Origin of the sequence: Dermacoccus sp. CCH2-D9 (assembly GCF_001556795.1) — a bacterium.
In the GTDB taxonomy this organism is placed as follows: domain Bacteria; phylum Actinomycetota; class Actinomycetes; order Actinomycetales; family Dermatophilaceae; genus Dermacoccus; species Dermacoccus nishinomiyaensis.
The window spans coordinates 39,378-64,062 of sequence record NZ_LSJT01000101.1; the positions used below are offsets into that span (position 1 = coordinate 39,378).

Below are 24,685 nucleotides of genomic sequence, written 5' to 3' on the forward strand. Positions count from 1 at the left end.
AGAGCGACCCGTCTGAGGCAACGTTCAGTTCGACCCCGTAGGCTGAGTCGGTGCTGCGAACCGCGATGAAACCCCGCCTCCTGCGGTTGTTCGTCGTCATGCTCGTTCTGACGGCAGCCTTCGTCTGGTTGGGCAACTGGCAGTGGCAGACGGCCCACAACAGGGCCAACCAGCAGGTCCTCGAGGAGAGCAACGGGCGCGCTGTGGAACCACTCGACGACGTCCTGAAACCGCAGACGACGTTCGACAACGGGCGCTCCTTGCAGCCGATTCGTGCGACCGGCCACTATGACGCCGCGAAGACCGAACTGGTCGCCGGCCGCGTACTCGACGGCAAGAACGGCTACTGGCTCATGACACCGCTCGTCGTCGACACGACGGGCGCGCGCATCCCGGTGGTGCGCGGGTTCGTCACGCAGACGACGAAGCTGCCCGCGCCGACGTCAGGCACGGTGACGATCGAGGGCGCGCTCGCGCCCGGGGAATCGGTCTCTACGCTCGGTGAACTTCCCGAGGGGCAGATCGGCACGATCGACATGGGCCGGCTGCTCAACGAGTGGGGCGGCAAGGTCTACAACGGCTTCGTCTTCTCGACGAAGCAGGTGCCGGCCGCGGCGCCGCAGTCGGGAACCGCTGTCGTGCAGCACATTCCGCCGCCGGTGCCGAAAGCCACGAAGGTCGATCTGCGCAACGCGGCCTATGCGTGGCAGTGGTGGATCTTCGCGATCTTCGCCGTCTTCATGTGGCTGCGAATCCTGCATGAGGAATACCTCGACGACCGGGCGGCCGCCGAAGCCGCGATCTCCGACGGGCCGCAGGCAACAGATGCGCCCGACGTGCGCGCCGCACGCAGCGAGGGCGACGCCGCTGACGATCTCGACCAGCCCGACGATGGTGCCGCCCGGGCGTCGTCGGCTCCCGAAACCCTCGCCGAACAGGGCGCGATGCGCCCGGCGACACGAAAGGAAACGCCGTGACAAAGCCTGCTCCCACCCCCGGCCGCCCCGTGGTGCGCATCGACGCACTCAAGGCTCGCTCTGCCCTCAAGTTCTTCAAGGTCGCCGCGTTCATCGTCGGTATCGGCCTGCTCGTTCTCGTGCTCGAGATGGTGCTGCACTACGGTTTCGACAACCACGCCCTCGACTGGTGGCCGCAACCGCATGGTCTGCTCTTCCTCGTCTATGTCGCCGCGACGGCGAATCTGGGTTTCGCCATGCGCTGGGGGATCGGCAAGATGGTGCTCGTCATCCTGGCCGGCTGCGTCCCGTTCCTGTCCTTTTGGGTGGAGCGCCGCATCAGCGGTGAGGTCGAGCGCGATCTCGAGGCACTCCCCACCCGCTGAGCGGCTGTCAGCGTCCGATAACCGCGTGATTCCGGGGTTGTCGCCCCGGCCGATAGGATGAGTGACGTGACCGAAAATCTGCAGGATCATCCCGTTCTCGTCGTCGACTTCGGCGCGCAGTACGCGCAGCTGATCGCGCGACGCGTGCGTGAGTGCGCCCTCTACTCCGAGGTCGTGCCGCACACGATGAGTGCCGCCGAGATGCTGGCCAAGGAGCCCGCGGCCATCGTGCTCTCGGGCGGGCCGTCGTCGGTGTACGCCGAGGGGGCGCCGTCGCTCGACGTCGCGCTGCTCGAGGCCGGCGTGCCCGTGTTCGGCATCTGCTACGGCTTCCAGGCGATGGCTGACGCTCTGGGCGGCACCGTCGGCCACACGGGTGGTCGTGAGTACGGCAACACGACGGCGACGATCACGCACACCGAGTCCGTCCTGTTCGCGGGGCAGCCCGCCGAGCAGAACGTGTGGATGTCGCACGGTGACGGCGTGACCGAGGCTCCCGCGGGCATGACGGTGTGTGCCCGCACACCCGGCGCGCCCGTCGCGGCGTTCGAGGATCCGGCGCGCAAGCTGTTCGGCGTCCAGTGGCACCCCGAGGTGTTGCACTCCGCCCATGGCCAGGAGGTGCTTCGTAACTTCCTGCTCAAGGGCGCCGGCCTCGAGGCGACGTGGACGGCCGCCAACATGGCCGAGGAGCTCGTCGAGCAGGTGCGGGAGCAGATCGGTGAGGGCCGCGCGATCTGTGGCCTCTCCGGTGGTGTCGACTCCTCGGTCGCCGCGGCGATGGTGCAGAAGGCGATCGGCGACCGACTGACGTGCGTCTTCGTCGACCACGGCCTGCTGCGCGCCGGTGAGGCCGAGCAGGTCAAGGAGGACTTCGTCGCCGCCACCGGCGTCGACCTCGTCGTCGTCGATGCGTCGCAGCAGTTCCTCGACGCGCTCGCGGGTCAGAGCGACCCGGAGACGAAGCGCAAGATCATCGGTCGCGAGTTCATCCGCGTCTTCGAGCAGGCCGCGCGCGACATCGTCGGCGCTGAGTCGAGCAGCGAGCACCCCGTCGAGTTCCTCGTCCAGGGCACGCTGTACCCCGATGTCGTCGAATCCGGCGGCGGCACGGGCGCGGCCAACATCAAGAGCCACCACAACGTCGGCGGCCTGCCCGACGACCTGCAGTTCACGCTCGTCGAGCCGCTGCGTTCCCTGTTCAAGGACGAGGTGCGTCAGGTCGGTCTCGAGCTCGGTGTGCCCGAGGCGATCGTGTGGCGCCAGCCGTTCCCGGGCCCCGGCCTCGGCATCCGCATCATCGGCGAGGTGACGGCCGAGCGCCTCGAGATCCTGCGCGCTGCCGACCTCATCGCCCGCGAAGAACTGACGGCCGCCGGTCTCGACCGCGACATCTGGCAGTGCCCCGTCGTGTTGCTCGCCGACGTGCGCTCCGTCGGCGTGCAGGGCGACGGCCGTACGTACGGTCACCCCATCGTCCTGCGCCCCGTATCGAGCGAGGACGCGATGACGGCCGACTGGACGCGCCTGCCCTACGACGTGCTCGCCAAGATCTCGAACCGCATCACGAACGAGGTCGCCGACGTCAACCGCGTCGTGCTCGACGTGACGAGCAAGCCGCCGGGCACCATCGAGTGGGAGTGAGTTCGAAGGTGACGGCATGATGCCTCCTGAGCTCACGCACGACGACGGCGCAGCCCGCACGGTTGCGCCGTCGTCGCATCCCGGTGGTCCTCGACGCGGTCAGGACGATCGGCCCGTCGGGTCGGCACGCCCCGGCGGTGGTGCGCGATGAGCGCCGATGACCTCGTGGGCGCGACACGGGCTGGCGACGACGCCGAGCCGGCCGGCGACATCCCGGAGTCCGTGCGCCGTCTCGTCTGCTCGGTGACGACCATGGCGCTCGTATCGCTCACCGGGTTCCTTCTGGTGCTGTGGGTGTTCACGCGAACGGCACGCGGCCAGATGTGGGACGAACGCGCGCGCCTGAGCACCGGTTCCAGCGCGCGAGCCTGGGCGCACATCGTCGACCCCCTGACGTACATCACGATCGCGAGCACAGGCGCGTTCCTGCTCGCGTTCGTCGTGATCGCACTCGTGCGACGCCGTTTCGCTCTCGCGGCGGCGGCCGTCTGCGTCGTCTCTGTGGCGAACGTGACGACGCAGCTGTTCAAGGCCTATTGGCCCACGCAACCACACTGGTGGTCGAACTCGTTGCCAAGTGGGCACTCGACGGTAGCGATGAGCATCGCCACGGCTGCCCTCATCGTCGCGCCCGTGGGCGCCAGGCGATGGCTGCTGCCGTTCGCCGGCTTCGGGGTGACGTTCGTCGGCGCGGGCACGCTCGTCGGACACTGGCACCGGCCCGCCGACGTCATCGCGGCCTTTCTGCTGACCACGTTCCTCGCAGCGATCGCGCTGGGCGTCGTGCAGCGCGTCCAGCACGGCCGTCATCCGCGCGACACGTCGTACGCGGTGCGACCCGTGCTCAGCCTGGCGGGCAGCATCGGCGTCGGCCTCATCTTCGTCGCGCTCGGGGTGCGTCCGCTCGATCACGACGTCTCGCTCGTCCTGGCGTTCGTCTCCCTGGTGAGCATCGCCGTGACGGCGGCGCTCACGCTGGCGTGGATCAGCGCCGCCGCCGACGACGCCGTCGGCTGAGGTCTCGAGCAGACCATGGTGGCCCGTGTGACGCGCGACGCGGTGCGGTCGTGGGGTCGGCGCTTCGTGCCGGCCGCGTTCATGATGCTGCTCGCAGCCGTCGTGGTCGGCATCGTGGCGATGGCGCGTGATCTCCCGGGCGGGGTCAGCAGGGCCCGGGACGGCATGCACGCGTTGAGTGGTACGGGCCGCACGTTCGAGACGATCGCGGCCTGCGTCGGGTGGGTACCGCGCGGGGCGCTCGTGGTCGCTGTCGTGGCGGTCGTGGCGCTCCCGGTTTCGCTGCTGCGCCGCGGCGGCGCATGGGCCGTGACGCCCCCGCGCGCCGCCGCCGCTCTGCTCGTCATCGCCGGCGCCAATCTGAGCACGCAGGCGGCCAAGTTGCTGCTCGCCCGGGCGCTCACGCCTGAGGTCGCGACGCTGCCCAGTGGGCACGCCACGCTCGCGCTGACGAGCGCTGCCGCCGTCGTCCTCCTCACGCCCCCGCGATGGCGGCGTGCGGCGCTCGTCGGCGCCGGAGCCTGGGGAACGCTGGGGTGTCTCGGCGTCATTGCGGCGTACTGGCACGCGCTGGGCGACGTCGTCGCCGCGATCGCCGTCGTCGCGGCCTGGCTGGGCGTTGCGCATCTGCTGCTGGCGCCTCGAGGCGGTGGGGGTGGGCCGCACCCGTTCTTGGGCGACCTGGCGATCCCTGACGAAGGTGTCGATGCTGAGGAAGACGCCGGCGTCCGCCTTGGACAGCGCGGGGAGCGCCGCACCCCAGCGCACCCCGGTGGCGCCACCGTCAGCCGGCCGGCCTCGGGTGGCACGTTGGGTGCCTGGCCCCGCCCGGCGCCCCACGACGTGCTCGCGGCGGCTGCGGGCGCCGCGTGGGTCGTCGTCACGTTCCTCGGGTGGGGCACGGACGTCAACGCTTTCGGTGCGTGGTGGGTGGGCGCGGCTGTGCTCGAACTCGTCGCCGTCCCGCTGGGCGTCACGATGATCGTCGCCTCCGCCGCGCGTGCCGTCCGGGAGGTCGCGCGGACCACGCACTAGGCTGGCCGGGTGTTGAGAACTGCTGCTGCCGTGCTCGCGGGCAAGTCCGCGCGAATCGCGACGAGGCTGCGTGGGGGCGGAAGCGCCCTGCCCGGTCTCGTCGTCGAGAAGATCGATCCGCGTTTCCTCTCCCAGGCGCTCGCGGGACTGCCGCAGGGCATCGTCGTCGTCACCGGCACGAACGGCAAGACGACGACGACGAAGATGCTCGTCGCGCTGCTGCGCGCGCATGGTCTGCGCGTGTTCACGAACCCGACGGGCTCGAACTTCACGCGTGGCGTCATCTCGTCGGTGCTCGGAGAGATCTCCCTCAAGGGTGGTCTCGACGCCGACATCGCGGTGCTCGAGCTGGACGAGGCGCACTCGCTGCACTTCGCGAAGGTCGTCAAGCCCACGCATGCGCTGCTACTCAACGTCGCACGCGACCAGCTCGACCGATTCGCCGAGATCGACTACACGGCGAAACTGCTCGCACAGCTGGCGGAACAGACCACGCAGGGCGTCGTCCTCAACCGCGACGACTCGTTCGTCGCGCGCATCGCGGGGCGCCTGGCCGATGGCGTCGAGGTGTCGTACTTCGGTGTCGACGAGACGATCGCCGACCGCCTCGGCGAGCTCATGGAGCAGGACGTGCGCAGCGACGACGACTTCGTCGCGCCGCTCGTCGGCCCGGGTGACGGTCTGCTCAAGCCGCTCGACGAACGTCGCTTCCTCGTGACGTTCGCCGACCGTGCCGACGGCAGCGGCAACGTGGGGCCTATGCAGATGCGTCAGCACGGTCTGGCCGCGATGATCAACGCGACCGCGGCGACGTCGATGGCGCGCCGCCTGCTCGGCCACGCGTTCCGCGGTGAGACGGCGGTGACGGCACTCGAAGCCGTGCAGCCGCCGTTCGGGCGCGGAGAGGTGATCGACGCCGACGGCACCGAACTCGAGCTCGTGCTCGTCAAGAACCCGGCCGGATTCACCGTCGCGCTGTCGACGTACGGGGGCCGGCCGGTCGCGAGCATGGTCGCGATCAACGACAACTACGCCGACGGACGCGACGTCTCATGGCTCTACGACGTCAACTTCGCGTCGCTGCGCGAGCGCGGCGTCGAACTGACGAGTGGGGTGCGCGCCTATGACATGGCCCTGCGGCTCGCCTATGACGGCGTCGAGGTGCGCGCGGTCGAACCCGACCTGCACGCCGCTCTTGATCGGTTCCTCGCCGAGCACGCCGACGAACCGAAGCGCATCTTCTGCACGTACACCGCCATGATGACGCTGCGTCGCACGCTCGCCGAGCGCTACGACCTGCCCGACTTCGGAGAGGACGCCGCCGAATGAGCGAGCAGACGAACCCCCAGCCGACGGCTGCCCCTCGGATCGACGACGACCCCGCGGCGATGGGCGGGGTGCCGACGGATGCTGTGCGAGCCGACTCGTCGACGTCGGGTGAGGTACAGGCGCGGGTCAACGAGGACCCGGCGGCGATGGATGTCGTCCCGACGACACTGGGCGATCCGAGTGGCCCGAGCAAGGGCCGCGTCACGCTCGTGCACCTGTACCCGCGGGAGATGTCGATCTACGGCGACCTCGGCAACACGCGCTGCCTCGAGGCACGCCTGCGCTGGCACGGTTACGAACCGAACGTCGTGAGCCACAACCCCGGCGACGAACTGCCCGACGGCATCCACCTCGTCGTTGGCGGTGGCGGCCAGGATTCGGGGCAGGCGCGTGTCGAGGCCGATCTCGAACGCATCGGCCCGCGCCTCGTCAGCATGGCTGAGGACGGCGTCCCGATGCTCATGATCTGCGGCATGTACCAGTTGTTCGGCAAGGCGTTCCGCACCGTCGAGGGCGAAACGCTGCCCGGTCTCGGCATCCTCGACGTCACGACGCAGGGCAACGCGAAGCGCATGATCGGGCCCGTCGTGCTGTCGACCGAGTTCGGCGACGTCGTCGGGTACGAGAATCACTCGGGTTCGACGGTGCTCGGCGACGGCCAGCGTGCGTTCGGTGACGTGCGTTCCGGTTTTGGCAACAACGGCGAGGACGGCAAGGAGGGCGCGCGCACGCGCAACGTCATCGGGTCGTATCTGCACGGCCCGATCCTGCCGTCGAACCCGAAGCTCGCGGACTTCCTCATCGCCGTCGCCGCCGAGCGCGCGACGGGCCGTCCGTTCGAGCCGGGCGAGATCGACGACCACCTCGCCGACGAAGCCCGCGCCCGCCAGGTCGCACGTCTGACGAAGAAGAACTGACCCCGCCACGTCGGGTGTACCTCAGCCGTGAAGGCCGACGAGATTCGCGAATGAGGTCGAGAATCGCAGGTGGGGTGGGGCCCTGACGCAACCGCGAATCCTGTCCACATTCGCGATTCTTGGTCATATCAGGTCGGCGATGACGACCTGGGCGACGTCGCGGCATCGAGGACGGCTTGCTTCGGCATGAGCCACCACGCCAGCCAGCCCAGTGCGCCAAGAGGCACCTCGAGCAGGTGTGTGAACAAGGCGAAGACGAGGACGCCCGCAGCTGCGGCGGGTTTGTCAGCGCCCCATGCGACGAGGACGGCGAGGGTGCCGGCCTCCGTCACGCCGAGGCCGCCTGGCGTCACGCCGACGGTCGTCAGCAGGCGCCCGACGGCGTATGCCGCGAACAACTTGCTCAGGGGCATGTCGACGCCGACCGCCTCCATCGTCCGCCAGAACAGCACGAAATAGACGGCGAGGTACCCGACGACGCCCACCGTCATCGGCGCCCACCCGTGCGCCGTCACGCCCGCCAGACGGCGTCGTTGATCGACGAGCGTGGCCTCGATCTCGAAACCGGGCCGGCGACGTCGCACACGTCCACCGACGCGGCGATCGAGCCACGCGCCGAACCGCTGCGTCAGACCGGGGGAGAGCAGCACACCGACGAACGCGGCGATGATGACGAGCCCGACGATTCCGCCGGTCAGCGCGCCGCGACGCACTCCCTTCGGCAGGGCGTCCGTCGAGCTGAGCAGCGCGACGCCGAGCAGCGGCATCGCGAGGCGCGCCACGAGGTTCCACACGCCGGTGACGATGACCGACGTCGAGATCGCTGCGGCCTGAAACCCCCAGGAGCGCAGCATCAGGTAGGTCGCGGCGACGCCGGCCGCGCCACCGCCGGGCAGGAGGTTGCCGGCCGCGGACCCCGCGACGTTGACGATGAGCGCCTTGACGTGCCCCAGCCCGGGTATGGAGCCGGTCAGCGCGAAGGTGTAGAGCCACAGCCCGAACGCGACGAGCGCGAACAGTTCGAGGCTGCTCACCCACCCGAGCAGTTGCAGATGCCGCCCGATCTCGGGCCATGTCGTCTCGCCGAACCACGGCACGCCCCAGTACAGGATCGCCGCGGCCAGGCCGATGCCGATGACGGCCTGCGCGCTCTGCCACGCGTTGGGACGCGGCATCGCGGGCGACAGAGGTGAATCCTCGGAACGGGATCCATGGCCGGACGAGGCGTCAGGCGAGGTGCTCCCGGGCTGACGGGACGACGAGGGCGAACTCACTCGGCGCGGTCCTCGTGCTCGGTCAGCCCCGCGAAGATGTCGTGGCTGACGGGGCCGACGTGGGCGGGGTCGCGGAACCATTCGCGTCCGAAGACGATGTCGTACAGCGGCCGCGGGATGCGCAGGAACGCGGCGAGGGTGCGGTCGGCGTCACCGTCAGCACTCGCCTGTGACGCGTGCGCCGCCATCGACGCTCGCTTCGCGCCCGCTTGACGGAGGACGTTGACGCGATGAGTGATGTCCTTGCGGGCCGAGTAGGCGCGTTCGAAGCCGGCCATGTCGAAGTCGTCGGGGAAACGGTAGAAACGCGCCACGAGGTGCAGCGCGCGCACGAGCAGGTCGCGGGGCACCGTCGCCTCGAGTACGCGCGGCGTGCCCGCCAGCTCAGCCGCGCGCGCGCCGACCTCATGGACGCGCACGTGGTCGCGGTGTCCGTAGCCGCCGGCCGCGTCGTAGGTGAGCAGGACGTCGGCGTCCTCCTCGCGCAGGATGACGGCGAGCGCCTCGGCTGCTTCCTCGACGGGCACCGTGACGAAGCGCCGCTTGCCCGGCGGGTCGGGAAACACCTGCGGGCCCATGCCCGAATCGGCGTAGCCGAGCGTCTCGAGCCGGGCGACGCCGAGCCCGCGGGCGCTGGCCGATACTTCGTCCCAACGTCGCGCCGCGAGCTCGTCAGCCGTGCCGTATTCCGACCCGGCGAGGCCGAGCGCGCCGTCCGTCGCCACGACGAGGACGACGTGATGCCCCTGCGCCGCGGCCTTCGCCATGGTGCCGGAGGTGAGCAGCGCCTCGTCGTCGGGGTGGGCATGGAATGCGACGAGGGTGCGTCGCGGCTGGCCGTCTGGGGTGGTGATCATCGTCTTCATCCTCTCGCATGAAAGACTCGTGCCGTGAAGATCGCCCTCGTGTCCGACTGCTATCTGCCGCGTCTGGGCGGCATCGAGGTGCAGGTGCACGACCTCGCGCAGCGCCTGGTGGCGCAGGGGCACGAGGTCGTTGCGTACACCGTCACCCCGGCTCACCGTGAGCAGCACAGCGGCCTCGAGATCGTCGACGGCATCCCGGTGCATCGGTTTTCGCTCGGGTTGCCGCACGATGTCGCGCTCAATCCGATGGCCGTCTCGCAGCTTCGCCTGGCGCTGTCGAACGGCGGTTTCGACGTCGTCCACGCGCACATCGGCGTCATCAGCGTGTTCTCCTTCGACGCCGTCCGCCTCGCCCTCGATCTGGGCCTGCCGACGGCGGTGACGTGGCACTCCGTCATGGCGTGGGCCGGTCCGCTGCTCAAGCCGCTCGGTTTCGTACGCCGCTGGGCCAAGGGCGGCGCTGCGTTGTCGGCGGTCTCGCAGGTCGCGGCGCGCCCGATCCGCGACATGGCCGGCCGCGGCCACGAGGTCGTCGTGCTGCCGAACGGCATCGACGCCGACGCGTGGACGCCCGGCGAGCCGCGCACGGGCGACGAGGTGCGTGTCATCTCGGCGATGCGGCTGGCCACGCGCAAGCGTCCGCTCGAGTTCTTCTCGGTGATGAAGGCGGTGCACCGCGAGGCACCGAACGTCCGGCTCGAGATCGCGGGGGAGGGCGACCTGCGCCCGAAGCTCGTGCGCGCCGTCGACCTCGCCGACGCCCACGAGTGGGTCTCCTTGCCAGGACGCATGACGCGCGCGCAACTGCACGACCGCTACCGCGCCTCAGACCTGTACGTCGCGCCGGCGCGGCTCGAGTCGTTCGGCATCGCGGCGCTCGAGGCGCGCTCGTCAGGGCTGCCCGTCGTCGCGCCGTCGACGAGCGGCGTCTCGGAGTTTGTCACCTCGGGCGTCAACGGGCTGCTCGCGGGCGATGACGACGACCTCGCGCAGGCCATCATCCGCCTCGCTCTCGACACCGACCTGCGCCGGACGATGGCCGAGTACAACCGCACGCATCGCCCGGCGCAGACGTGGGATCAGGTCGTCCGTCTCGCCGAGGCCGAGTACGCACGGGCCGCGGCACTGCGAGCGGCGCGATGAAGGGCGACGGCGTCCCCGACATCCCGATCTTCGTGCGGGGTCTGGAGGACGGTCGCGAGGTGCTGCGTGCCCGGTTGGCGCAGGGCATCGCGCCGCGGCGTCAGGTGCGCGACGCGGGGTTCAAACCGGTCGCCCTACGCACGGCGACACTCGTGCATGACGGCGTCGAGCTGACGTTCGAGGTCGCGCGCATGCATGCGGCTCATCATCGCCTCGCGGGTGTCGCGCGCGCCGCCGGCCCGGTCGATCTGGTGCGCCAACGCCTGGCTGCGTACGCGGTCGTGACGAGCGAGAGGGGCGTGCTGCTGACGCAGCTGTCGCGCGAGACGGGGCGTCCGGGGCTGTGGATCCTGCCCGGGGGCGGGGTCGAGGCCGGCGAGGCGCCCGAGGCGGCCGCCGCGCGCGAGGTCTGGGAGGAGGCCGGGCAGCGCATCAGCGACGCGCGGTTGTGGGACGTCTCGTCCTCGCACCGCGTCGGCGATGGCAGGGAGGGGATGGTCGAGGACTTCCACGCCGTCCGCCTCATCTACTCGGCCCGCTGCGACGAGCCCAGCGAACCCACCGTCCACGACGTCGGGGGCTCGACGCAGCACGCGGCGTGGTTCGCGGCGGCCGACGTGGTCGACCCCACCTCCGACGGCTACCCGAGCGGCGGCATGGCTCCCTGGGCGCTCGAATCGGTGCGGCAGGTGCTCGGCTCCTCAGGTTGACGCCGAGCCACCCACGAGCCGAGCCCGGCGACCGGATGCGTCGACGGGGCGTGGCCACCGACGACGAAGCGGGTGCGTCGACGCCTCATGCGTCGTCGCACCCGCTCGTCATGCGGGGTGGTCGGTCAGTGCCAGAAGATCGCGACGATGACGTTGATGACGGCGAGCGCAGCGGCGGCCTGGACGAGCGGCGCGGCGCTGTCGCCCTTCTTCTCCTTCGACGAGGAGACTTCGAGCAGACCTGCGACGATGAGGGCGATGACGAGCTTCACCGCGACCCACGTGTGGTCGAGCGACCAGTGCTGCGACTCGGCGACGCCGACCATCGCGAGCCCGCTGAGCAGCTGCAGGCGCGCGCCCCACACCATCGCGGGGATGGCGCGCGGCGCCTTGAGGACAGCGAGGAAGCCACCGACGATGGCGGCCATGCCGAGCAGGTGGACGAGCAGGAGGATTTCGTTGAGCGTGGACATGCCACAAGGGTAGGCGTTCGTCGCTCCAGCCATGCTCGGGTGAGCGTCCGTCAGCTCACCGCGCGCGGATCGGCGGGGTTGATCTCTTCACCGGCGGCGCGCTTGCGTTCGGCGTACTCGGCGACGTTGGCGCTGATGCGCTTGCGGGCGACCGTCGTCAACACGATGCCGAGGACGACGGCGGCGCCGAGCCCGATGTAGGAGAAGTTCTTCATCCACTTCTCGGCGATCTTGCCGAGGAAGTGGACGCCGTAGGCGGTGCCGCCGGCCCAGCAGATGGCGCCGAGCACGTTGGCGGCCAGGAAGCGCGCATACTTCATGTGCAGCGAGCCGGCGAGCGGGCCGGCGAAGATGCGCAGCAGCGCGACGAAGCGTCCGAAGAACACCGCCCAGATGCCGTGGGTGTGGAAGGCGTGCTTGGCGTACCCGATCGTCTCGTCGTTGACGTGATGGGGGAAGCGTGTGCCGAGCCACGCGAACAGGCGCTCACCGAAGTGTCGACCGACGTAGTAGCCGATCGAGTCGCCGATGACGGCGCCGAGGATGGCGGCCAGTGCGACGAGGTGGATGCTGACGTGCGGGTGCGGCCCTGAGGCGAACAGCGACGCGGTGACGAGCATGATCTCGCCGGGCAGGGGGATGCCGACGCTCTCGAGCAGGATGATGAGACCGGTCAGAACGTAGACGGCCGGGGCCGGAATCGCATCGAGAATCGCCTGAACATCCACGCCCCAAGGGTAGGCGACGATGCCGCCCGCCCCTGCCGCCTCGAGCCCGATGCCCGCAGCCGTCCTCGGCCGCGCGGCCGCCGCGCTCGTCGACTGAGCGGTTGTCGCTTCTCACTCCTAGACTGGCCTCATCATGAGTGGCCTCTTCGACGACCTTCCGCTGACCGCTGCCGACGCCTCCCGTCCCTCCTCCAGGAGCGGTACCGGCGCGTCGCCGTCGCGTACCCCGAGCACGGAGGCTCCCGGGGCCGCCGCGGTCGATCCGGGGGCGGTCGACGCGTCCGGCATCCCGTTGTGGGCCCTGCAGGAACCGCCGCCCGACGAGGCCCCCGCCGACGCCGGCACATGGGGCGACGACGCGCCGATGCTGGGTCGCGGATCGCACTGGGGTAGCCCCGATTCGGGGCGCGGCACGCGACGTTTCGAGGCCGATCCTGCGAGCCTGCTCGAGGGCATGAACCCGCAGCAGGCGCAGGCCGTCGAGCACTTCGGGACGCCGTTGCTCATCGTCGCGGGCGCCGGTTCGGGCAAGACGCGCGTGCTGACGCATCGCATCGCCTACCTGATGGCGGCGCGTGGCGCGCAGCCCGGCCAGATCCTCGCGATCACCTTCACGAACAAGGCGGCCGCCGAGATGCGTGAGCGCGTGGAGCAGCTCGTCGGGGGTGCGGCGAACGCGATGTGGGTGAGCACGTTCCACTCCGCGTGCGTGCGCATCCTGCGCCGTGAAGCCAAGCATGTGGGGTTGCGCTCGACGTTCTCGATCTACGACGCGGCCGACAGTCAGCGCCTCATGGCGATGGTGACGCGCGATCTCGACCTCGATCCGAAGCGCTACCCGCCGAAGTCGTTCAGTTTCCAGGTGAGCAACCTGAAGAACGAGCTGATCGACGCCGAGGAGGCCGCGAAGCGCGCCGAGACGGATCAGGAGCGCAAGGTCGCCGAGGCCTACCGTCTCTACCAGCAGCGCCTGCGGCAGGCGAACGCGCTTGACTTCGACGACATCATCATGACGACCGTCACCATCCTGCAGGCGTTCCCGCAGGTGGCCGAGCACTACCGGCGCCGCTTCCGGCACATCCTCGTCGACGAATACCAGGACACGAACCACGCGCAGTACGTCCTCGTGCGCGAGCTCGCCGGCGGGGAGCACGCCTCGGGCGGCATGGCGAGCCAGGACGCCGAGGGCGATTCGCGCGCCACGAGCGCGGTACCCATGGCCGACCTGTGCGTCGTCGGTGACGCCGATCAGTCGATCTACGCCTTCCGTGGGGCGACGATCCGCAACATCGTCGAGTTCGAGGAGGACTACCCGAACGCGACGACGATCCTGCTCGAGCAGAACTACCGTTCGACGCAGAACATCCTCGGCGCGGCGAACTCCGTCATCGAGCGCAACCCGGAGCGTCGCAAGAAGAACCTGTGGTCCGATCAGGGCGACGGCGAGAAGATCGTCGGGTACGTCGCCGATTCCGAGCATGACGAGGCCGCGTTCGTCGCGCGCACGATCGACAAGCTCGGCGACGATCACGGCGTCAAGCCCAAGGACGTCGCGGTGTTCTACCGGACGAACGCGCAATCGCGCGCGCTCGAAGAGGTGTTCGTCCGCGTCGGCCTGCCGTACAAGGTCGTCGGTGGCACGCGGTTCTACGAGCGCAAGGAGATCAAGGACGCGCTCGCGTACCTGCGCGTCATCTCGAACCCGGCCGACACCGTCAACCTGCGCCGCATCCTCAACACGCCGAAGCGCGGCATCGGTGACCGCGCCGAGGCATGCCTCGGCGCGCTCGCGGAGCGGGAGCGCATCACGTTCATCGAGGCGCTCGCGCGGGCCGACGAGGCACCGGGCATCGCGACGCGGTCGGTGAGCGCCGTCAAGGGCTTCACCGAGATCCTCGAGAGCCTGCGGCAGACGCGCGAGTCCGGTAGCGGCGTCGGCCCCCTCATCGAGGCGATCCTCGAGCGCACGGGGTATCTGAAGGAGCTGCGCACGAGCAAGGATCCTCAGGACGAGACGCGCATCGAGAACCTCGCCGAGCTCGTCGCCGTCGCCAACGAGTTCGACGACAACTACCCGGGCGCGACGCTCGAGGACTTCCTCGAGCAGGTCTCCCTCGTGGCCGACGCGGACGAGATACCGAAGGACGCCGAAGATCAGGGCGTCGTCACCCTCATGACGTTGCACACCGCGAAGGGCCTCGAGTTTCCGGTCGTATTCCTCACCGGCATGGAGGACGGCACGTTCCCACACATGCGCGCTCTCGGCGACACGAAGGAGCTCGAGGAGGAGCGGCGCCTCGCCTACGTCGGCATCACCCGGGCGCGCGAGCGCCTGCACCTGTCACGCGCTGCCGTGCGCAGCGCGTGGGGTGCGCCGCAGTACAACCCGCCGTCGCGCTTCCTCGGCGAGATCCCGGAGGAGTTCGTCCACTGGGAGCGCGAGGCCACGGCGTTCGCGTCGTCCCAGCCGCGCGGGTACGCCGCGTTCGGCAGCGGGGGCGGTTCGCCCTACGGCTCGGGTGGCAGCAGGCACGACGATGACGGCCCCGTCATCGGGCGCGGCTCCGCGCCGGTGGCGCGGATGTCGTCGAGCGGTCGCAGCTCCGGGGCCGGTTCGTTCTCGACCACGAAGAACTCCGCCGTCGGCCGCGGCATGCGCGAGATCCCGAACCTCGACGCCGGCGACAAGGTGACGCACGACAGCTTCGGCCTCGGCACCGTCGTGCGCGTCGAGGGTCAGGGCGACCGAGCGATGGCTCACATCGACTTCGGCGACGGCCCACCCAAGCGCCTGCTCCTGCGCTACGCGCCCGTCACGAAGCTGTGACACGCATGAGTTGAGGATCATCAACTGAGCGGAGGTTGTGGCGGGCGTTACAGTGCGAGTAACCGCCCGAGAGGATTGAGTCATGGTCCAGCACGCGCCTGCCACGAACGCCACCCCTACGAATGCCGCCACGAACGGCTCCGATCGACTCCGCGTCGTCGTCGCGAAGCCGGGCCTCGACGGCCACGACCGTGGTGCGAAGGTCATCGCGCGGGCGTTGCGCGACGCCGGCATGGAGGTCATCTACACGGGCCTGCACCAGACGCCGGAGCAGATCGTCACGGCTGCGGTGCAGGAGGACGCCGACGCGATCGGCCTGTCGATCCTGTCCGGTTCGCACATGACGCAGTTCGAGCGCCTGATGACGTTGCTGCGCGAGCAGGGCATCGACGACGTCGTCGTCTTCGGTGGCGGAATCATCCCCGAGGGCGACATCAAGCCGCTGCTCGACATGGGTGTCGCGCGCATCTTCACGCCCGGTGCGCCGACGCACGAGGTCGTCGCGTGGGTGCGCGAGAACGTCGGGGACGCGGCGTCCGCACACGCCTAAGAGCACCGGCGCGAACCCCTGGTTACCCCCGCACGGCAAAGCGCGTTAAAGTCACAAGAGGAACACTCCTTTCAACGATGAGGATGGATTCGCGTGGATCTCTTCGAGTACCAGGCGCGCGACATGTTCGAGGCGCACGGCGTTCCGGTGCTGGCCGGCCAGACGGCCACCACCCCGGAAGAAGCCAAGGCAGCCGCCGAGCAGATCGGTGCGAAGTCGGGCGGTGTCACCGTCGTCAAGGCCCAGGTCAAGACCGGTGGTCGCGGCAAGGCCGGCGGCGTCAAGGTAGCCAAGTCGGCTGACGAGGCCGAGCAGTACGCCAAGGACATCCTGGGCATGGACATCAAGGGCCACACCGTGGGCACCGTGATGATCGCCCAGGGCGCCAAGATCGCCGAGGAGTACTACTTCTCGATCCTGCTCGACCGAGCGAACCGCAGCTACCTCGCGATGTGCTCGAAGGAGGGCGGCGTCGAGATCGAGCAGCTCGCCGTCGAGCGTCCCGAGGCACTCGCGCGCATCGAGGTCGACCCGAACGTCGGCATCGACGGCGCGAAGGCTGACGAGATCGTCAAGGCCGCCGGGTTCGACGACGAGACGGCCGCGAAGGTCGCTCCCGTGCTCGTCAAGCTGTGGGAGACCTACCGCGACGAGGACGCGACGCTGGTCGAGGTGAACCCGCTCGTCAAGACCGAGGATGGCGACATCATTGCGCTCGACGGCAAGGTGACGCTCGACGAGAACGCCGGCTTCCGTCACCCCGACCACGAGGCTCTCGAGGACAAGGCCGCGGCCGACCCGCTGGAGGCCAAGGCCAAGGCGCTCGACCTCAACTACGTGAAGCTCGACGGCAACGTCGGCATCATCGGCAACGGTGCCGGCCTCGTCATGAGCACGCTCGACGTCGTCGCCTACGCCGGTGAGGACTTCACCGGCGGCAAGGCCAAGCCCGCCAACTTCCTCGACATCGGTGGCGGCGCCTCGGCGGAGGTCATGGCCAACGGTCTCGACGTCATCCTGAACGACGAGCAGGTCAAGAGCGTCTTCGTCAACGTCTTCGGTGGCATCACGGCGTGCGACGCCGTCGCCAACGGCATCGTCGGCGCCCTGAAGAAGCTCGGCGACGCGGCGACGAAGCCGCTCGTCGTGCGCCTCGACGGCAACAACGTCGAAGAGGGCCGTGCGATCCTCTCCGACTTCAACCACCCGCTCGTGACGGTCGTGGACACCATGGACGGCGCAGCCCGCAAGGCTGCCGAGCTGGCCGCGGCCAACTGAAAGGGATCTGACTTCCATGTCGATTTTTCTCAACGCTGACTCCAAGGTCATCGTTCAGGGCATGACCGGCTCCGAGGGCATGAAGCACACGGCGCGCATGCTCGCCTCGGGCACGAACGTCGTCGGTGGCGTCAACCCGAAGAAGGCCGGCCAGACGGTTGACTTCGACGTCAACGGCGAGACCAAGCAGGTTCCGGTCTTCGGCTCCGTCAAGGACGCCATGGCCGAGACGGGCGCCAACGTCTCCGTGATCTTCGTGCCGCCGCCCTTCGCCAAGAGCGCCGCGGTCGAGGCCATCGAGGCCGAGATGCCGCTGGCGGTCGTCATCACCGAGGGCATCCCGGTGAGGGACTCGGCCGAGTTCTACAACTTGAGCAAGGGTTCGAAGACGCGCCTGCTCGGCCCGAACTGCCCGGGCATCATCAGCCCCGGCGAGTCGAACGCCGGCATCATCCCGGCGAACATCGCCGGCAAGGGCCGCATCGGCCTCGTCTCGAAGTCGGGCACGCTGACGTACCAGATGATGTACGAACTGCGTGACTTCGGTTTCTCGACGGCCATCGGCATCGGCGGCGACCCGGTCATCGGCACGACGCACATCGACGCGCTCGAGGCGTTCCAGAACGACCCCGACACCGACGCGATCGTCATGATCGGTGAGATCGGCGGCGACGCCGAGGAGCGCGCTGCGGCGTACATCAAGGAGAACGTGACGAAGCCGGTCGTCGGTTACGTCGCGGGCTTCACCGCCCCCGAGGGCAAGACGATGGGCCACGCCGGCGCCATCGTGTCCGGCTCCGCGGGCACGGCTGCCGCGAAGAAGGAGGCCCTCGAGGCCGCCGGCGTCAAGGTCGGCAAGACGCCGTCCGAGACGGCCGCTCTCATGACGGAGATCATGAACAACCTCAGCAAGTGAGGCGGATGCACCGAACGTCGCTTCGGTGATCTCGACGAACGCCCCCGCATCGGCTCGCGCTGGTGCGGGGGCGTTCGTCGTGTCGCCGAGTTGCCGGCGACATGGCCGCGAGATATCGGCGCGCGAATGGAACCAATGATGATGCAGCGGCGTCCCAGTGACGGTTAAGTTATGAATTATCACGCGGGCGGGAGCCCGTCGACCCGGGAGGGATCGTCATGGACTTGAAGCGGGGGTGCGGTCTCGTCGGAGCTGTGGGCGTGACGTTGTCGGTGGGTGCGTGCACGAGCGTCGACGGTTCGTCGTCGGCGTCGAGCGCGTCTGCGCCGCCGAGTGCCGCCGTGTCGTCGAACGCGGCCGCGCAGACTCCGAGCGCGGCGACGTCTGCTGCCGCGCCCGTGTCGTCGTCGGCGCCCGCCACGTCCGCTGGTGCCGCGTCGAGCGAGGCGGCCGCGTCGTCCGCGCCGGCGTCCGATCTGCTCGGCTCCGGCCAGCGGGGGCTCGTCACCACGAAGGTCGGTGCAGAGGCGAAGACCTCGAAGTTGTCGGTGAAGGTGACCAAGCTCGTCGACCCGGTGCCGGTCGGCGATTCGGCGGTCTTCAAGCCGGGGGCCGGCAAGAAGTGGGCGGCCGTGTCGATGACGGTGACGAACGTCGGCGGCACGCCGATCAACTTCAGCCCGTTGATGTGCATCAACGCCAAGACGACGACGAACGGGGCGGCGTCGGCGTCACTGTTCGCCGATCACGGTTCGCCGATGGATTCGTCCACCCTGCACAAGGGTGACACCGCGAGCGGGGACGTGACGTTCGAGCTGCCGAAGGACCAGAAGCTCAAGTCCGTCGACGTGCGATGCTCTCTCGACTTCGCCGGGGATCAGCGCACCATCCGCGTCGACCTCGCCCACTGACCACTTCACTCTCAGCCCGGGCCCGCCGCGGCTCGGACGCACCGAAAGGAACACCCAGATGAAGACCACCGCACGCAGGATGGGCCTGGCCCTGCTGGCCGGAACGATGACGCTGGGCATGAGCGCCTGCACCCAGGTCGAGGGCGGCGCGTCCCAGGCCACGTCGGCCGCGAACAGCGCGGCGCCGTCCGTGGCCTCGGCCGCGTCGTCGGCTGCGGGCGAGGCCACCTCGGCGGCCCCGAGTGCCACGTCACCGGCCTCCACGCCGGATCAGAGCTCGAGCGCGGCTGCACCCACGACGAGCGAGTCCCCGTCCTCCGACACCGGTACGGGCGACTCGGGAGACACGTCGGGCCCCAAGACCGGCAAGGTCGGTGAAGAGGTCAAGACGAAGGAGATGTCGGCCAAGGTCAACAAGATCGCCGACCCGATCACCCCCGAGAACGACTTCGACAAGCCGGGCAACGGCAAGCACTTCGTCGCCGTCAACATCACGATGACGAACCTCGGCGACAAGGATCTCAACGCCGGCGCGACGTGCCTCAAGGTGAGGCTCGACGACAACACGTCCGCTCGCGAGGACTTCGCCTCGTACGGGCAGCGTCTCGACTACGGCACCCTCTACAAGGGCGACACGACGACGGGTGACGTCGTCTACAAGGTGCCGAACGGCAAGAAGATCAAGACGATCGACGTCAAGTGCGGTTACGGCGACGAGCAGGCCATCCGCATCCAGGCCAAGTGACGTTTGCGTTCCGTCAGGTCTGAGCGCTCTCGGCGCCATATGGCTTCGACCCGTGCGGCCGAGGCTCGCGCCTCTCGCTGATCCCGCCACCTGCTCTAAGTGGCGGGATCAGTCGTTCCTGCGGCGAGCCTCGAGCATCGGCCCAGCGCGGCCTGAGAGGATGGCCGGGCCATGAGTGATCGTCGCCCCCGCAGTTCTTCGTCCGCCTCGTCTCCGGCGAACAAACGCCCTCGACCGCAGCGCCCGCAGCGTGCGGGCGGCAGTTCACCCGCGCGCGCGGGTGCCCGTGACGGCGTGGGTGGCGGCTCCCGCCCGCCGCGACAGAGCGCAGCGTCTCGTGACTCGGCGTCACGAGGTTCGACAGGACCGTCTCAACGAGATGCGGCGCGCACCGGGGCGAATGGTCGCTCGACGAACGAATCGCGACCGGCCGGGCGCCCGCACGTCCCGCTCGCCTTCGGGTACGGCATCGTCGCGGCGCTCGCGTCACTCATCGTCCTCATGGTCCCGGTCTTCGCCGCATGGACGCTCGATGCACAGTCGACGTCGTCGTGGAACGACACACTCGGCGTCGCCATCGACCTGTGGGCGCTCGCACATCGCGGGCACGTCGTCGTCGACGGCATCACGGTCGTCTTCAGCCCGCTGCTGCTGACGCTCGGTTGCGTGCTCGCCGCTTGCTTCGGCGCGCGCGCTGCGTTCCCCGACGAACGGCTGCGCGCCGCGGACCTGCGCGCCATCATGCTCGCGTACGTCGGGGGATACGTGGTCGCGGCACAGGTGCTCGGCATCGTCGCGGGGCTCGGCCACAGCCACATCCACTGGTGGTCGCTCATCGTGGGCCCGGCGCTCGTGGCCGCGCTCGGCGTGGCGTGGACGGCCTGGCACGAACGCAAGCACTCGCCCGAACTCGCGGCGTTCGACGAGGTCGTCGTCGAGGCCACCCCGCTGCTGTTGCGCCGTTCGCTGTCTGCGGGCCTGCGCGGCGCCGGCCTGTTCGCCGCGCTGTCGCTGCTGCTGCTCGTCGTGCTCATCGCCTGGCATGCGCCGCGTGTGTGGGCGGTTCACCAAGCGCTCGCGCCCGGCGTCGTTGGCGGCTGCCTGCTCGTGCTGGGGCAGGTGATGGCCCTGCCCAACCTTCTCGCCCACATGGCGGGGTGGACGACGGGCGCGCCGTTCGAGGCGGGTGCCGTCAGCATCGGCCACTCCGGGATGACGCCCGGCACCCTGCCGATGGTCCCCGTCCTCGGGGCGCTGCCCGACCACGTCGGGCCGTGGGCCTGGGCGGCGCTCGCCGTGCCCATCGGCGTCGGCGTCTTCATCGGCTGGGCCTCGGGCCGGGCACTCACCCGGTTCGCGAGTCTACGTGCGAAGCTGACGGTCGCGGCGAGCGCCGCCGCCGTCACGACGGTGACGATGTGGCTGCTGTGGTGGTTCTCGACGGCTTCGGTGTCGCGGGGGCTGCTCGAGTACGCCGGCCCGTCGTGGCAGGCGTGGCTCGTCGCGCCGCTACTGCTCGTGCTGCCCGCGCTCGCGACGGCGGCGGCGCGTCATTGGCGTTCGAGCCACCAGAAGTGACGCGATGCACGTGGCCCGCGCGGCGGGATCAAATCGTCGTTCTCGATCGTTGGGAGTGCTGTGAGTGAGATGCCCCAGCTGCCGCCCGGTCTGCGCAACAACGTCCTGTCGCTGCGGTATCTGCTGCTCGGGTTCCTGCTGTCGTGGCTGCCGCTGCCCGCGTCGGGCCTGGCCGCCATCCCGTTGGCGTTGTCGCTCTTCTACGGCATCCGCTACCTGCGCGACGTGCGCCGCGCCGGCGTCGCGGGTGCGTTCGGGCCGAACCTCGTCGGCCTCGTGCTCACGGCTCTCCTGCTCGCCATGACGGCCGCGCCGCTCGTGCACTACGAACGCACGAAGAGCTATCAAGAGTGCCTGTGGGGCGCCAACACCAACCAGGCGCGCGAATCCTGCGAGAGCTCCTACAGCCAGAACCCCAACGAGGTCGAGAGGTTCTTCTTCAACTGAGCCCCGCGTGGCGTCCTCGGCATCATCGCCTGGTCACGTGAGGGCCAGAGCCACCGTGGGGGCAGCATCGACGCGCTGCATGATGTGCGGTGGTAACCCGCTCCCGGGGCGCACGTGGTGGTCGTCGTCGAGCACCTCGATGTCGTCGCAGAGGACGCTGCCGAGGAGTTCTTGGCCCGCGCGACTCGCGCCGCTGAGCTCGATCGGGACGATGCTCGGCAGCGGCGGCTTCGTCGAGGTCGTGACGCGCACGACGAGAGCACTGCGCAGATGGGTGTCACGGGCGTTGTTCGAGGCGACGGGCCAGGGTTTCTCCCCGTGGCCGAGGTCGCACCTGTAGATCGGGCCCCGGTGCATCGTCACCGCTGTGAGCCTGCCGCGTGTTCGTCGTTCGAGCGACGCCGTTCGCGCTGATCGCGGCGCGCCCGATTGCTCCGAACATGCTCGAGGTCGTCTCCTGTCTCGTGCGATGCGTACTCGGCATAGGCCGAGTCGAGCCGATATGAAGCATGAAATGCTGCGCCCATCACAGCAGGTCGCAGCCGTGCCTCACGAGCGGGCGCGTGCAGCTTTCCACCCCTCAGGATTACCGGGTTCGCAGTCGCTGCTTCGTCAAGCACGGTCGGTAGGGTTATGCACGTGAGTGCCACGCCGCAGCTGCGCCCCGACACCCGACCGCTCGAGGTCGTCGTCCTCGTCTCCGGCAGCGGTTCGCTGCTGCAGGCGCTCATCGACGCAGAGGCCGACGCGGCCGCTCGCGGTCAGCGCTCGCCGTTCACGATCGTCGCCGTCGGTGCCGACCGCGAGTGCGCCGGTCTCGAGCGCGCGATGCTCGCAGGCATCCCGACGTTCGTCGTCGACACCGCCCATTTCGCCGACCGCGACGCCTGGGACGAGGCGCTCGCCGACGCCATCGAGCGCAGCTTCGACGACGACTCGGACGACCCCGATGCGCCGCCGCACCTCGTCGTCTCGGCCGGCTTCATGAAGATCTTGGGTGCGACGACGCTCGCGCGCCACACCGTCATCAACACGCATCCGGCGCTGCTGCCGAGCTTCCCCGGCGCGCACGGTGTGCGGGATGCCCTTGCCCACGGCGTCAAGATCACGGGTACGACGTGTCACGTCGTCGACGCCGGCGTCGACACGGGCCCGATCATCGCGCAGCGCGCCGTCGAGGTGCGCGCCGATGACGACGAAGACTCGCTCCACGAACGCATCAAGGTCGAGGAGCGCGACATGCTTGTGGACGTCGTCCGCAGGTTCGCACGTGGTTGGTCCATCAACGGCAGGACGGTTTTGATCAATGAGTGACGGTTTGCGCCCCATCAAGCGGGCCCTCGTCTCGGTGTACGACAAGACGGGTCTGGAGGAGTTGGCACGCGCCCTGGCCGACGCCGGCGTCGAGATCGTCTCGACCGGTGGTTCGAGCAAGCTCATCGCCGGTCTCGGCATCCCGGTGACGCCCGTCGAGGAGCTGACCGGTTTTCCCGAGTGCCTCGAGGGTCGCGTCAAGACGCTGCACCCCAAGGTGCACGCGGGCATCCTCGCCGACTCGCGCAAGGACGACCACCTGGCGCAGCTGCGTGAGCTCGGCGTCGCACCGTTCGACCTCGTCGTCGTCAACCTGTACCCGTTCGCCGAGACCGTCGCGTCCGGCGCGAGCATCGACGAGTGCGTCGAACAGATCGACATCGGCGGCCCGACGATGGTGCGCGCGGCCGCGAAGAACCACCCCACCGTCGCGATCGTCACCGACCCGTCGCGCTATGACGACGTCATCACCGCCGTCAACGGTGGCGGCTTCACGCTGCAGCAGCGCACCGAGCTCGCACGTGAGGCGTTCGTCCACACCGCGTCGTACGACGTCGCCGTCGCGACGTGGATGGGGGAGAACCTCGCAGGTTCGGACGACGAGGCGACGGGCGATCAGTTCCCCGAATGGATGGGCGCGACGTTCACGAAGGCCGCGAGCCTGCGCTACGGCGAGAACCCGCACCAGGGCGCGGCGTTGTACACCGCTGAAGGTCAGGCCGGCATCGCCCAGGGGGAGCAGCTGCACGGCAAGGCGATGTCGTACAACAACTACGTCGACGCCGACGCCGCCTACCGTGCGGCGTACGACCACGGCGACGCGCCGACCGTCGCCATCATCAAGCACGCCAACCCGTGCGGCATCGCCGTCGGGGCTGACGGCGACGACATCGCACGCGTGCACCGCAAGGCGCACGAGTGCGATTCGACGAGCGCGTTCGGCGGCATCATCGCGACGAACCGCCCGGTGACGAAGGCGATGGCCGAGACGGTGAAGGACATCTTCACCGAGGTCGTCGTCGCGCCGGCGTTCGACGACGACGCCCTGGAGGTACTCACCGCGAAGAAGAACCTGCGCCTCGTCACCGTGCCCGCGCCCACTGCGGGTGGTTTCGACATGCGTCCGATCAGCGGCGGTCTGCTCGTGCAGGAGCGCGACATGATCGACGCAGAGGGCGAGGACAAGGACGGTCGCACCACGGGTGACGACCCCGAGCGCTGGCAGCTCGTCGCCGGCGAGGCCGCGGACGAGGCCACGATGCGTGACCTCGAGTTCGCGTGGCGTGCGGTGCGCGCCGTGAAGTCGAACGCGATTCTGCTCGCCAAGGACGGTGCGTCGGTCGGTATCGGCATGGGCCAGGTCAACCGCGTCGACTCGTGCAACCTCGCCGTGACGCGTGCGGGCGCCGAGCGGGCCCGTGGTTCGGTGGCGTCGTCGGACGCGTTCTTCCCGTTCGCCGACGGCCTGCAGATCCTGCTCGACGCGGGCGTCCAGGCCGTTGTCGCGCCGGGTGGGTCCATTCGTGACGCCGAGGTCATCGACGCCGCGAACAAGGCCGGCGTCACCCTGTACTTCACCGGTACGCGTCACTTCGCGCACTGAGTGACACCTATGATCGACAACCCCCAGGTGGCGGGTTT

Annotated in this window: 25 protein-coding genes; 19 read left to right on the forward strand and 6 right to left on the reverse strand. The window is 69.3% G+C overall.

Annotated elements, in window-relative coordinates; all coding sequences use genetic code 11:
• Positions 1 to 50 precede the first annotated feature (50 nt).
• The 7 genes from AX669_RS08885 to AX669_RS08915 all read left to right on the forward strand — a co-directional run bounded on the left by AX669_RS08885 (position 51) and on the right by AX669_RS08915 (position 7,284).
• Complete coding sequence (locus AX669_RS08885) at positions 51 to 977, forward strand: SURF1 family protein (protein ID WP_131941485.1); 927 nt, start codon at positions 51 to 53, stop codon at positions 975 to 977.
• Entirely contained in the window at positions 974 to 1,342 is a 369-nt protein-coding gene (locus AX669_RS08890) for a DUF3817 domain-containing protein (RefSeq protein ID WP_006944851.1), read from the forward strand. Before AX669_RS08885 ends, AX669_RS08890 begins: the two co-directional genes overlap by 4 nt.
• A 57-nt stretch (positions 1,343 to 1,399) precedes the next feature.
• Positions 1,400 to 2,986: a glutamine-hydrolyzing GMP synthase gene (guaA, locus tag AX669_RS08895; protein WP_040014547.1), complete on the forward strand. Its 1,587-nt coding sequence runs from the start codon at positions 1,400 to 1,402 to the stop codon at positions 2,984 to 2,986.
• A gap of 147 nt (positions 2,987 to 3,133) precedes the next feature.
• On the forward strand, positions 3,134 to 4,003 hold the full coding sequence (locus AX669_RS08900) for a phosphatase PAP2 family protein (protein ID WP_062257908.1): 870 nt from the start codon (positions 3,134 to 3,136) through the stop codon (positions 4,001 to 4,003).
• 27 nt (positions 4,004 to 4,030) lie between these two features.
• On the forward strand, positions 4,031 to 5,038 hold the full coding sequence (locus tag AX669_RS08905; RefSeq protein ID WP_156444965.1) for a phosphatase PAP2 family protein: 1,008 nt from the start codon (positions 4,031 to 4,033) through the stop codon (positions 5,036 to 5,038).
• A 9-nt stretch (positions 5,039 to 5,047) separates the two neighbouring features.
• Entirely contained in the window at positions 5,048 to 6,367 is a 1,320-nt protein-coding gene (locus AX669_RS08910) for a Mur ligase family protein (protein WP_062257911.1), read from the forward strand.
• The gene (locus tag AX669_RS08915) at positions 6,364 to 7,284 is read left to right on the forward strand and encodes a type 1 glutamine amidotransferase (protein WP_082740758.1); all 921 of its coding nucleotides are present in this window, start codon (positions 6,364 to 6,366) and stop codon (positions 7,282 to 7,284) included. Before AX669_RS08910 ends, AX669_RS08915 begins: the two co-directional genes overlap by 4 nt.
• 128 nt (positions 7,285 to 7,412) lie before the next feature.
• Here AX669_RS08915 and AX669_RS08920 read toward each other — a convergent pair whose 3' ends face one another.
• Positions 7,413 to 8,459 (reverse strand): lysylphosphatidylglycerol synthase transmembrane domain-containing protein, encoded by a 1,047-nt coding sequence (locus AX669_RS08920; protein ID WP_231729523.1) that lies wholly within the window; start codon positions 8,457 to 8,459, stop codon positions 7,413 to 7,415.
• A gap of 95 nt (positions 8,460 to 8,554) precedes the next feature.
• On the reverse strand, positions 8,555 to 9,424 hold the full coding sequence (locus AX669_RS08925; protein ID WP_062257915.1) for a PIG-L deacetylase family protein: 870 nt from the start codon (positions 9,422 to 9,424) through the stop codon (positions 8,555 to 8,557).
• Positions 9,425 to 9,448: 24 nt separating this feature from the next.
• Here AX669_RS08925 and AX669_RS08930 point away from each other — a divergent pair, with 24 nt between their 5' ends.
• Positions 9,449 to 10,567 (forward strand): glycosyltransferase family 4 protein, encoded by a 1,119-nt coding sequence (locus AX669_RS08930; RefSeq protein WP_006945566.1) that lies wholly within the window; start codon positions 9,449 to 9,451, stop codon positions 10,565 to 10,567.
• Entirely contained in the window at positions 10,564 to 11,277 is a 714-nt protein-coding gene (locus AX669_RS08935) for an NUDIX hydrolase (protein WP_006945591.1), read from the forward strand. Before AX669_RS08930 ends, AX669_RS08935 begins: the two co-directional genes overlap by 4 nt.
• Positions 11,278 to 11,402: 125 nt before the next feature.
• On the opposite strand, the gene AX669_RS08940 is transcribed toward AX669_RS08935, so the two are convergent.
• Together AX669_RS08940 and AX669_RS08945 are read right to left on the reverse strand one after the other, a co-directional pair.
• Positions 11,403 to 11,750, reverse strand: coding sequence for a hypothetical protein (locus AX669_RS08940; protein ID WP_006945590.1), 348 nt, complete (start codon positions 11,748 to 11,750; stop codon positions 11,403 to 11,405).
• Between the two features lie 50 nt (positions 11,751 to 11,800).
• On the reverse strand, positions 11,801 to 12,478 hold the full coding sequence (locus AX669_RS08945; protein WP_006945586.1) for a DedA family protein: 678 nt from the start codon (positions 12,476 to 12,478) through the stop codon (positions 11,801 to 11,803).
• 133 nt (positions 12,479 to 12,611) lie between these two features.
• Here AX669_RS08945 and pcrA point away from each other — a divergent pair, with 133 nt between their 5' ends.
• The 6 genes from pcrA (at position 12,612) to AX669_RS08980 (ending at position 19,705) form a co-directional block, all read left to right on the forward strand.
• Positions 12,612 to 15,305, forward strand: a complete 2,694-nt coding sequence (gene pcrA / locus AX669_RS08950; protein ID WP_006945592.1) for a DNA helicase PcrA — start codon at positions 12,612 to 12,614, stop codon at positions 15,303 to 15,305.
• A gap of 82 nt (positions 15,306 to 15,387) precedes the next feature.
• Positions 15,388 to 15,855: a cobalamin B12-binding domain-containing protein gene (locus AX669_RS08955; protein ID WP_006945578.1), complete on the forward strand. Its 468-nt coding sequence runs from the start codon at positions 15,388 to 15,390 to the stop codon at positions 15,853 to 15,855.
• A gap of 93 nt (positions 15,856 to 15,948) precedes the next feature.
• Positions 15,949 to 17,133: an ADP-forming succinate--CoA ligase subunit beta gene (gene sucC / locus AX669_RS08960; RefSeq protein WP_006945596.1), complete on the forward strand. Its 1,185-nt coding sequence runs from the start codon at positions 15,949 to 15,951 to the stop codon at positions 17,131 to 17,133.
• A 16-nt stretch (positions 17,134 to 17,149) separates the two neighbouring features.
• Positions 17,150 to 18,049 carry a succinate--CoA ligase subunit alpha gene (gene sucD / locus AX669_RS08965; protein ID WP_062257917.1) on the forward strand — a complete coding sequence of 300 codons (900 nt, stop codon included), beginning with the start codon at positions 17,150 to 17,152 and terminating at the stop codon, positions 18,047 to 18,049.
• 218 nt (positions 18,050 to 18,267) lie between these two features.
• The gene (locus AX669_RS08975; protein ID WP_156444966.1) at positions 18,268 to 18,960 is read left to right on the forward strand and encodes a DUF4352 domain-containing protein; all 693 of its coding nucleotides are present in this window, start codon (positions 18,268 to 18,270) and stop codon (positions 18,958 to 18,960) included.
• A 58-nt stretch (positions 18,961 to 19,018) separates the two neighbouring features.
• A complete protein-coding gene (locus AX669_RS08980; protein ID WP_143181542.1) occupies positions 19,019 to 19,705 on the forward strand; it encodes a DUF4352 domain-containing protein in 687 nt (228 codons plus the stop codon).
• Between the two features lie 371 nt (positions 19,706 to 20,076).
• On the opposite strand, the gene AX669_RS14055 is transcribed toward AX669_RS08980, so the two are convergent.
• A complete protein-coding gene (locus AX669_RS14055) occupies positions 20,077 to 20,199 on the reverse strand; it encodes a hypothetical protein (protein ID WP_255356545.1) in 123 nt (40 codons plus the stop codon).
• 7 nt (positions 20,200 to 20,206) lie between these two features.
• Here AX669_RS14055 and AX669_RS08985 point away from each other — a divergent pair, with 7 nt between their 5' ends.
• Positions 20,207 to 21,283, forward strand: coding sequence for a DUF6350 family protein (locus AX669_RS08985; RefSeq protein ID WP_062257925.1), 1,077 nt, complete (start codon positions 20,207 to 20,209; stop codon positions 21,281 to 21,283).
• 60 nt (positions 21,284 to 21,343) lie between these two features.
• The gene (locus AX669_RS08990) at positions 21,344 to 21,730 is read left to right on the forward strand and encodes a hypothetical protein (RefSeq protein WP_156444967.1); all 387 of its coding nucleotides are present in this window, start codon (positions 21,344 to 21,346) and stop codon (positions 21,728 to 21,730) included.
• 33 nt (positions 21,731 to 21,763) lie between these two features.
• Here AX669_RS08990 and AX669_RS08995 read toward each other — a convergent pair whose 3' ends face one another.
• Positions 21,764 to 22,087 carry a type II toxin-antitoxin system PemK/MazF family toxin gene (locus AX669_RS08995; RefSeq protein WP_349676090.1) on the reverse strand — a complete coding sequence of 108 codons (324 nt, stop codon included), beginning with the start codon at positions 22,085 to 22,087 and terminating at the stop codon, positions 21,764 to 21,766.
• A 276-nt stretch (positions 22,088 to 22,363) separates the two neighbouring features.
• Here AX669_RS08995 and purN point away from each other — a divergent pair, with 276 nt between their 5' ends.
• Together purN and purH are read left to right on the forward strand one after the other, a co-directional pair.
• The gene (purN, locus tag AX669_RS09000) at positions 22,364 to 23,044 is read left to right on the forward strand and encodes a phosphoribosylglycinamide formyltransferase (RefSeq protein WP_062257936.1); all 681 of its coding nucleotides are present in this window, start codon (positions 22,364 to 22,366) and stop codon (positions 23,042 to 23,044) included.
• Complete coding sequence (gene purH, locus AX669_RS09005) at positions 23,037 to 24,647, forward strand: bifunctional phosphoribosylaminoimidazolecarboxamide formyltransferase/IMP cyclohydrolase (RefSeq protein WP_062257938.1); 1,611 nt, start codon at positions 23,037 to 23,039, stop codon at positions 24,645 to 24,647. Before purN ends, purH begins: the two co-directional genes overlap by 8 nt.
• Positions 24,648 to 24,685: the final 38 nt, after the last annotated feature.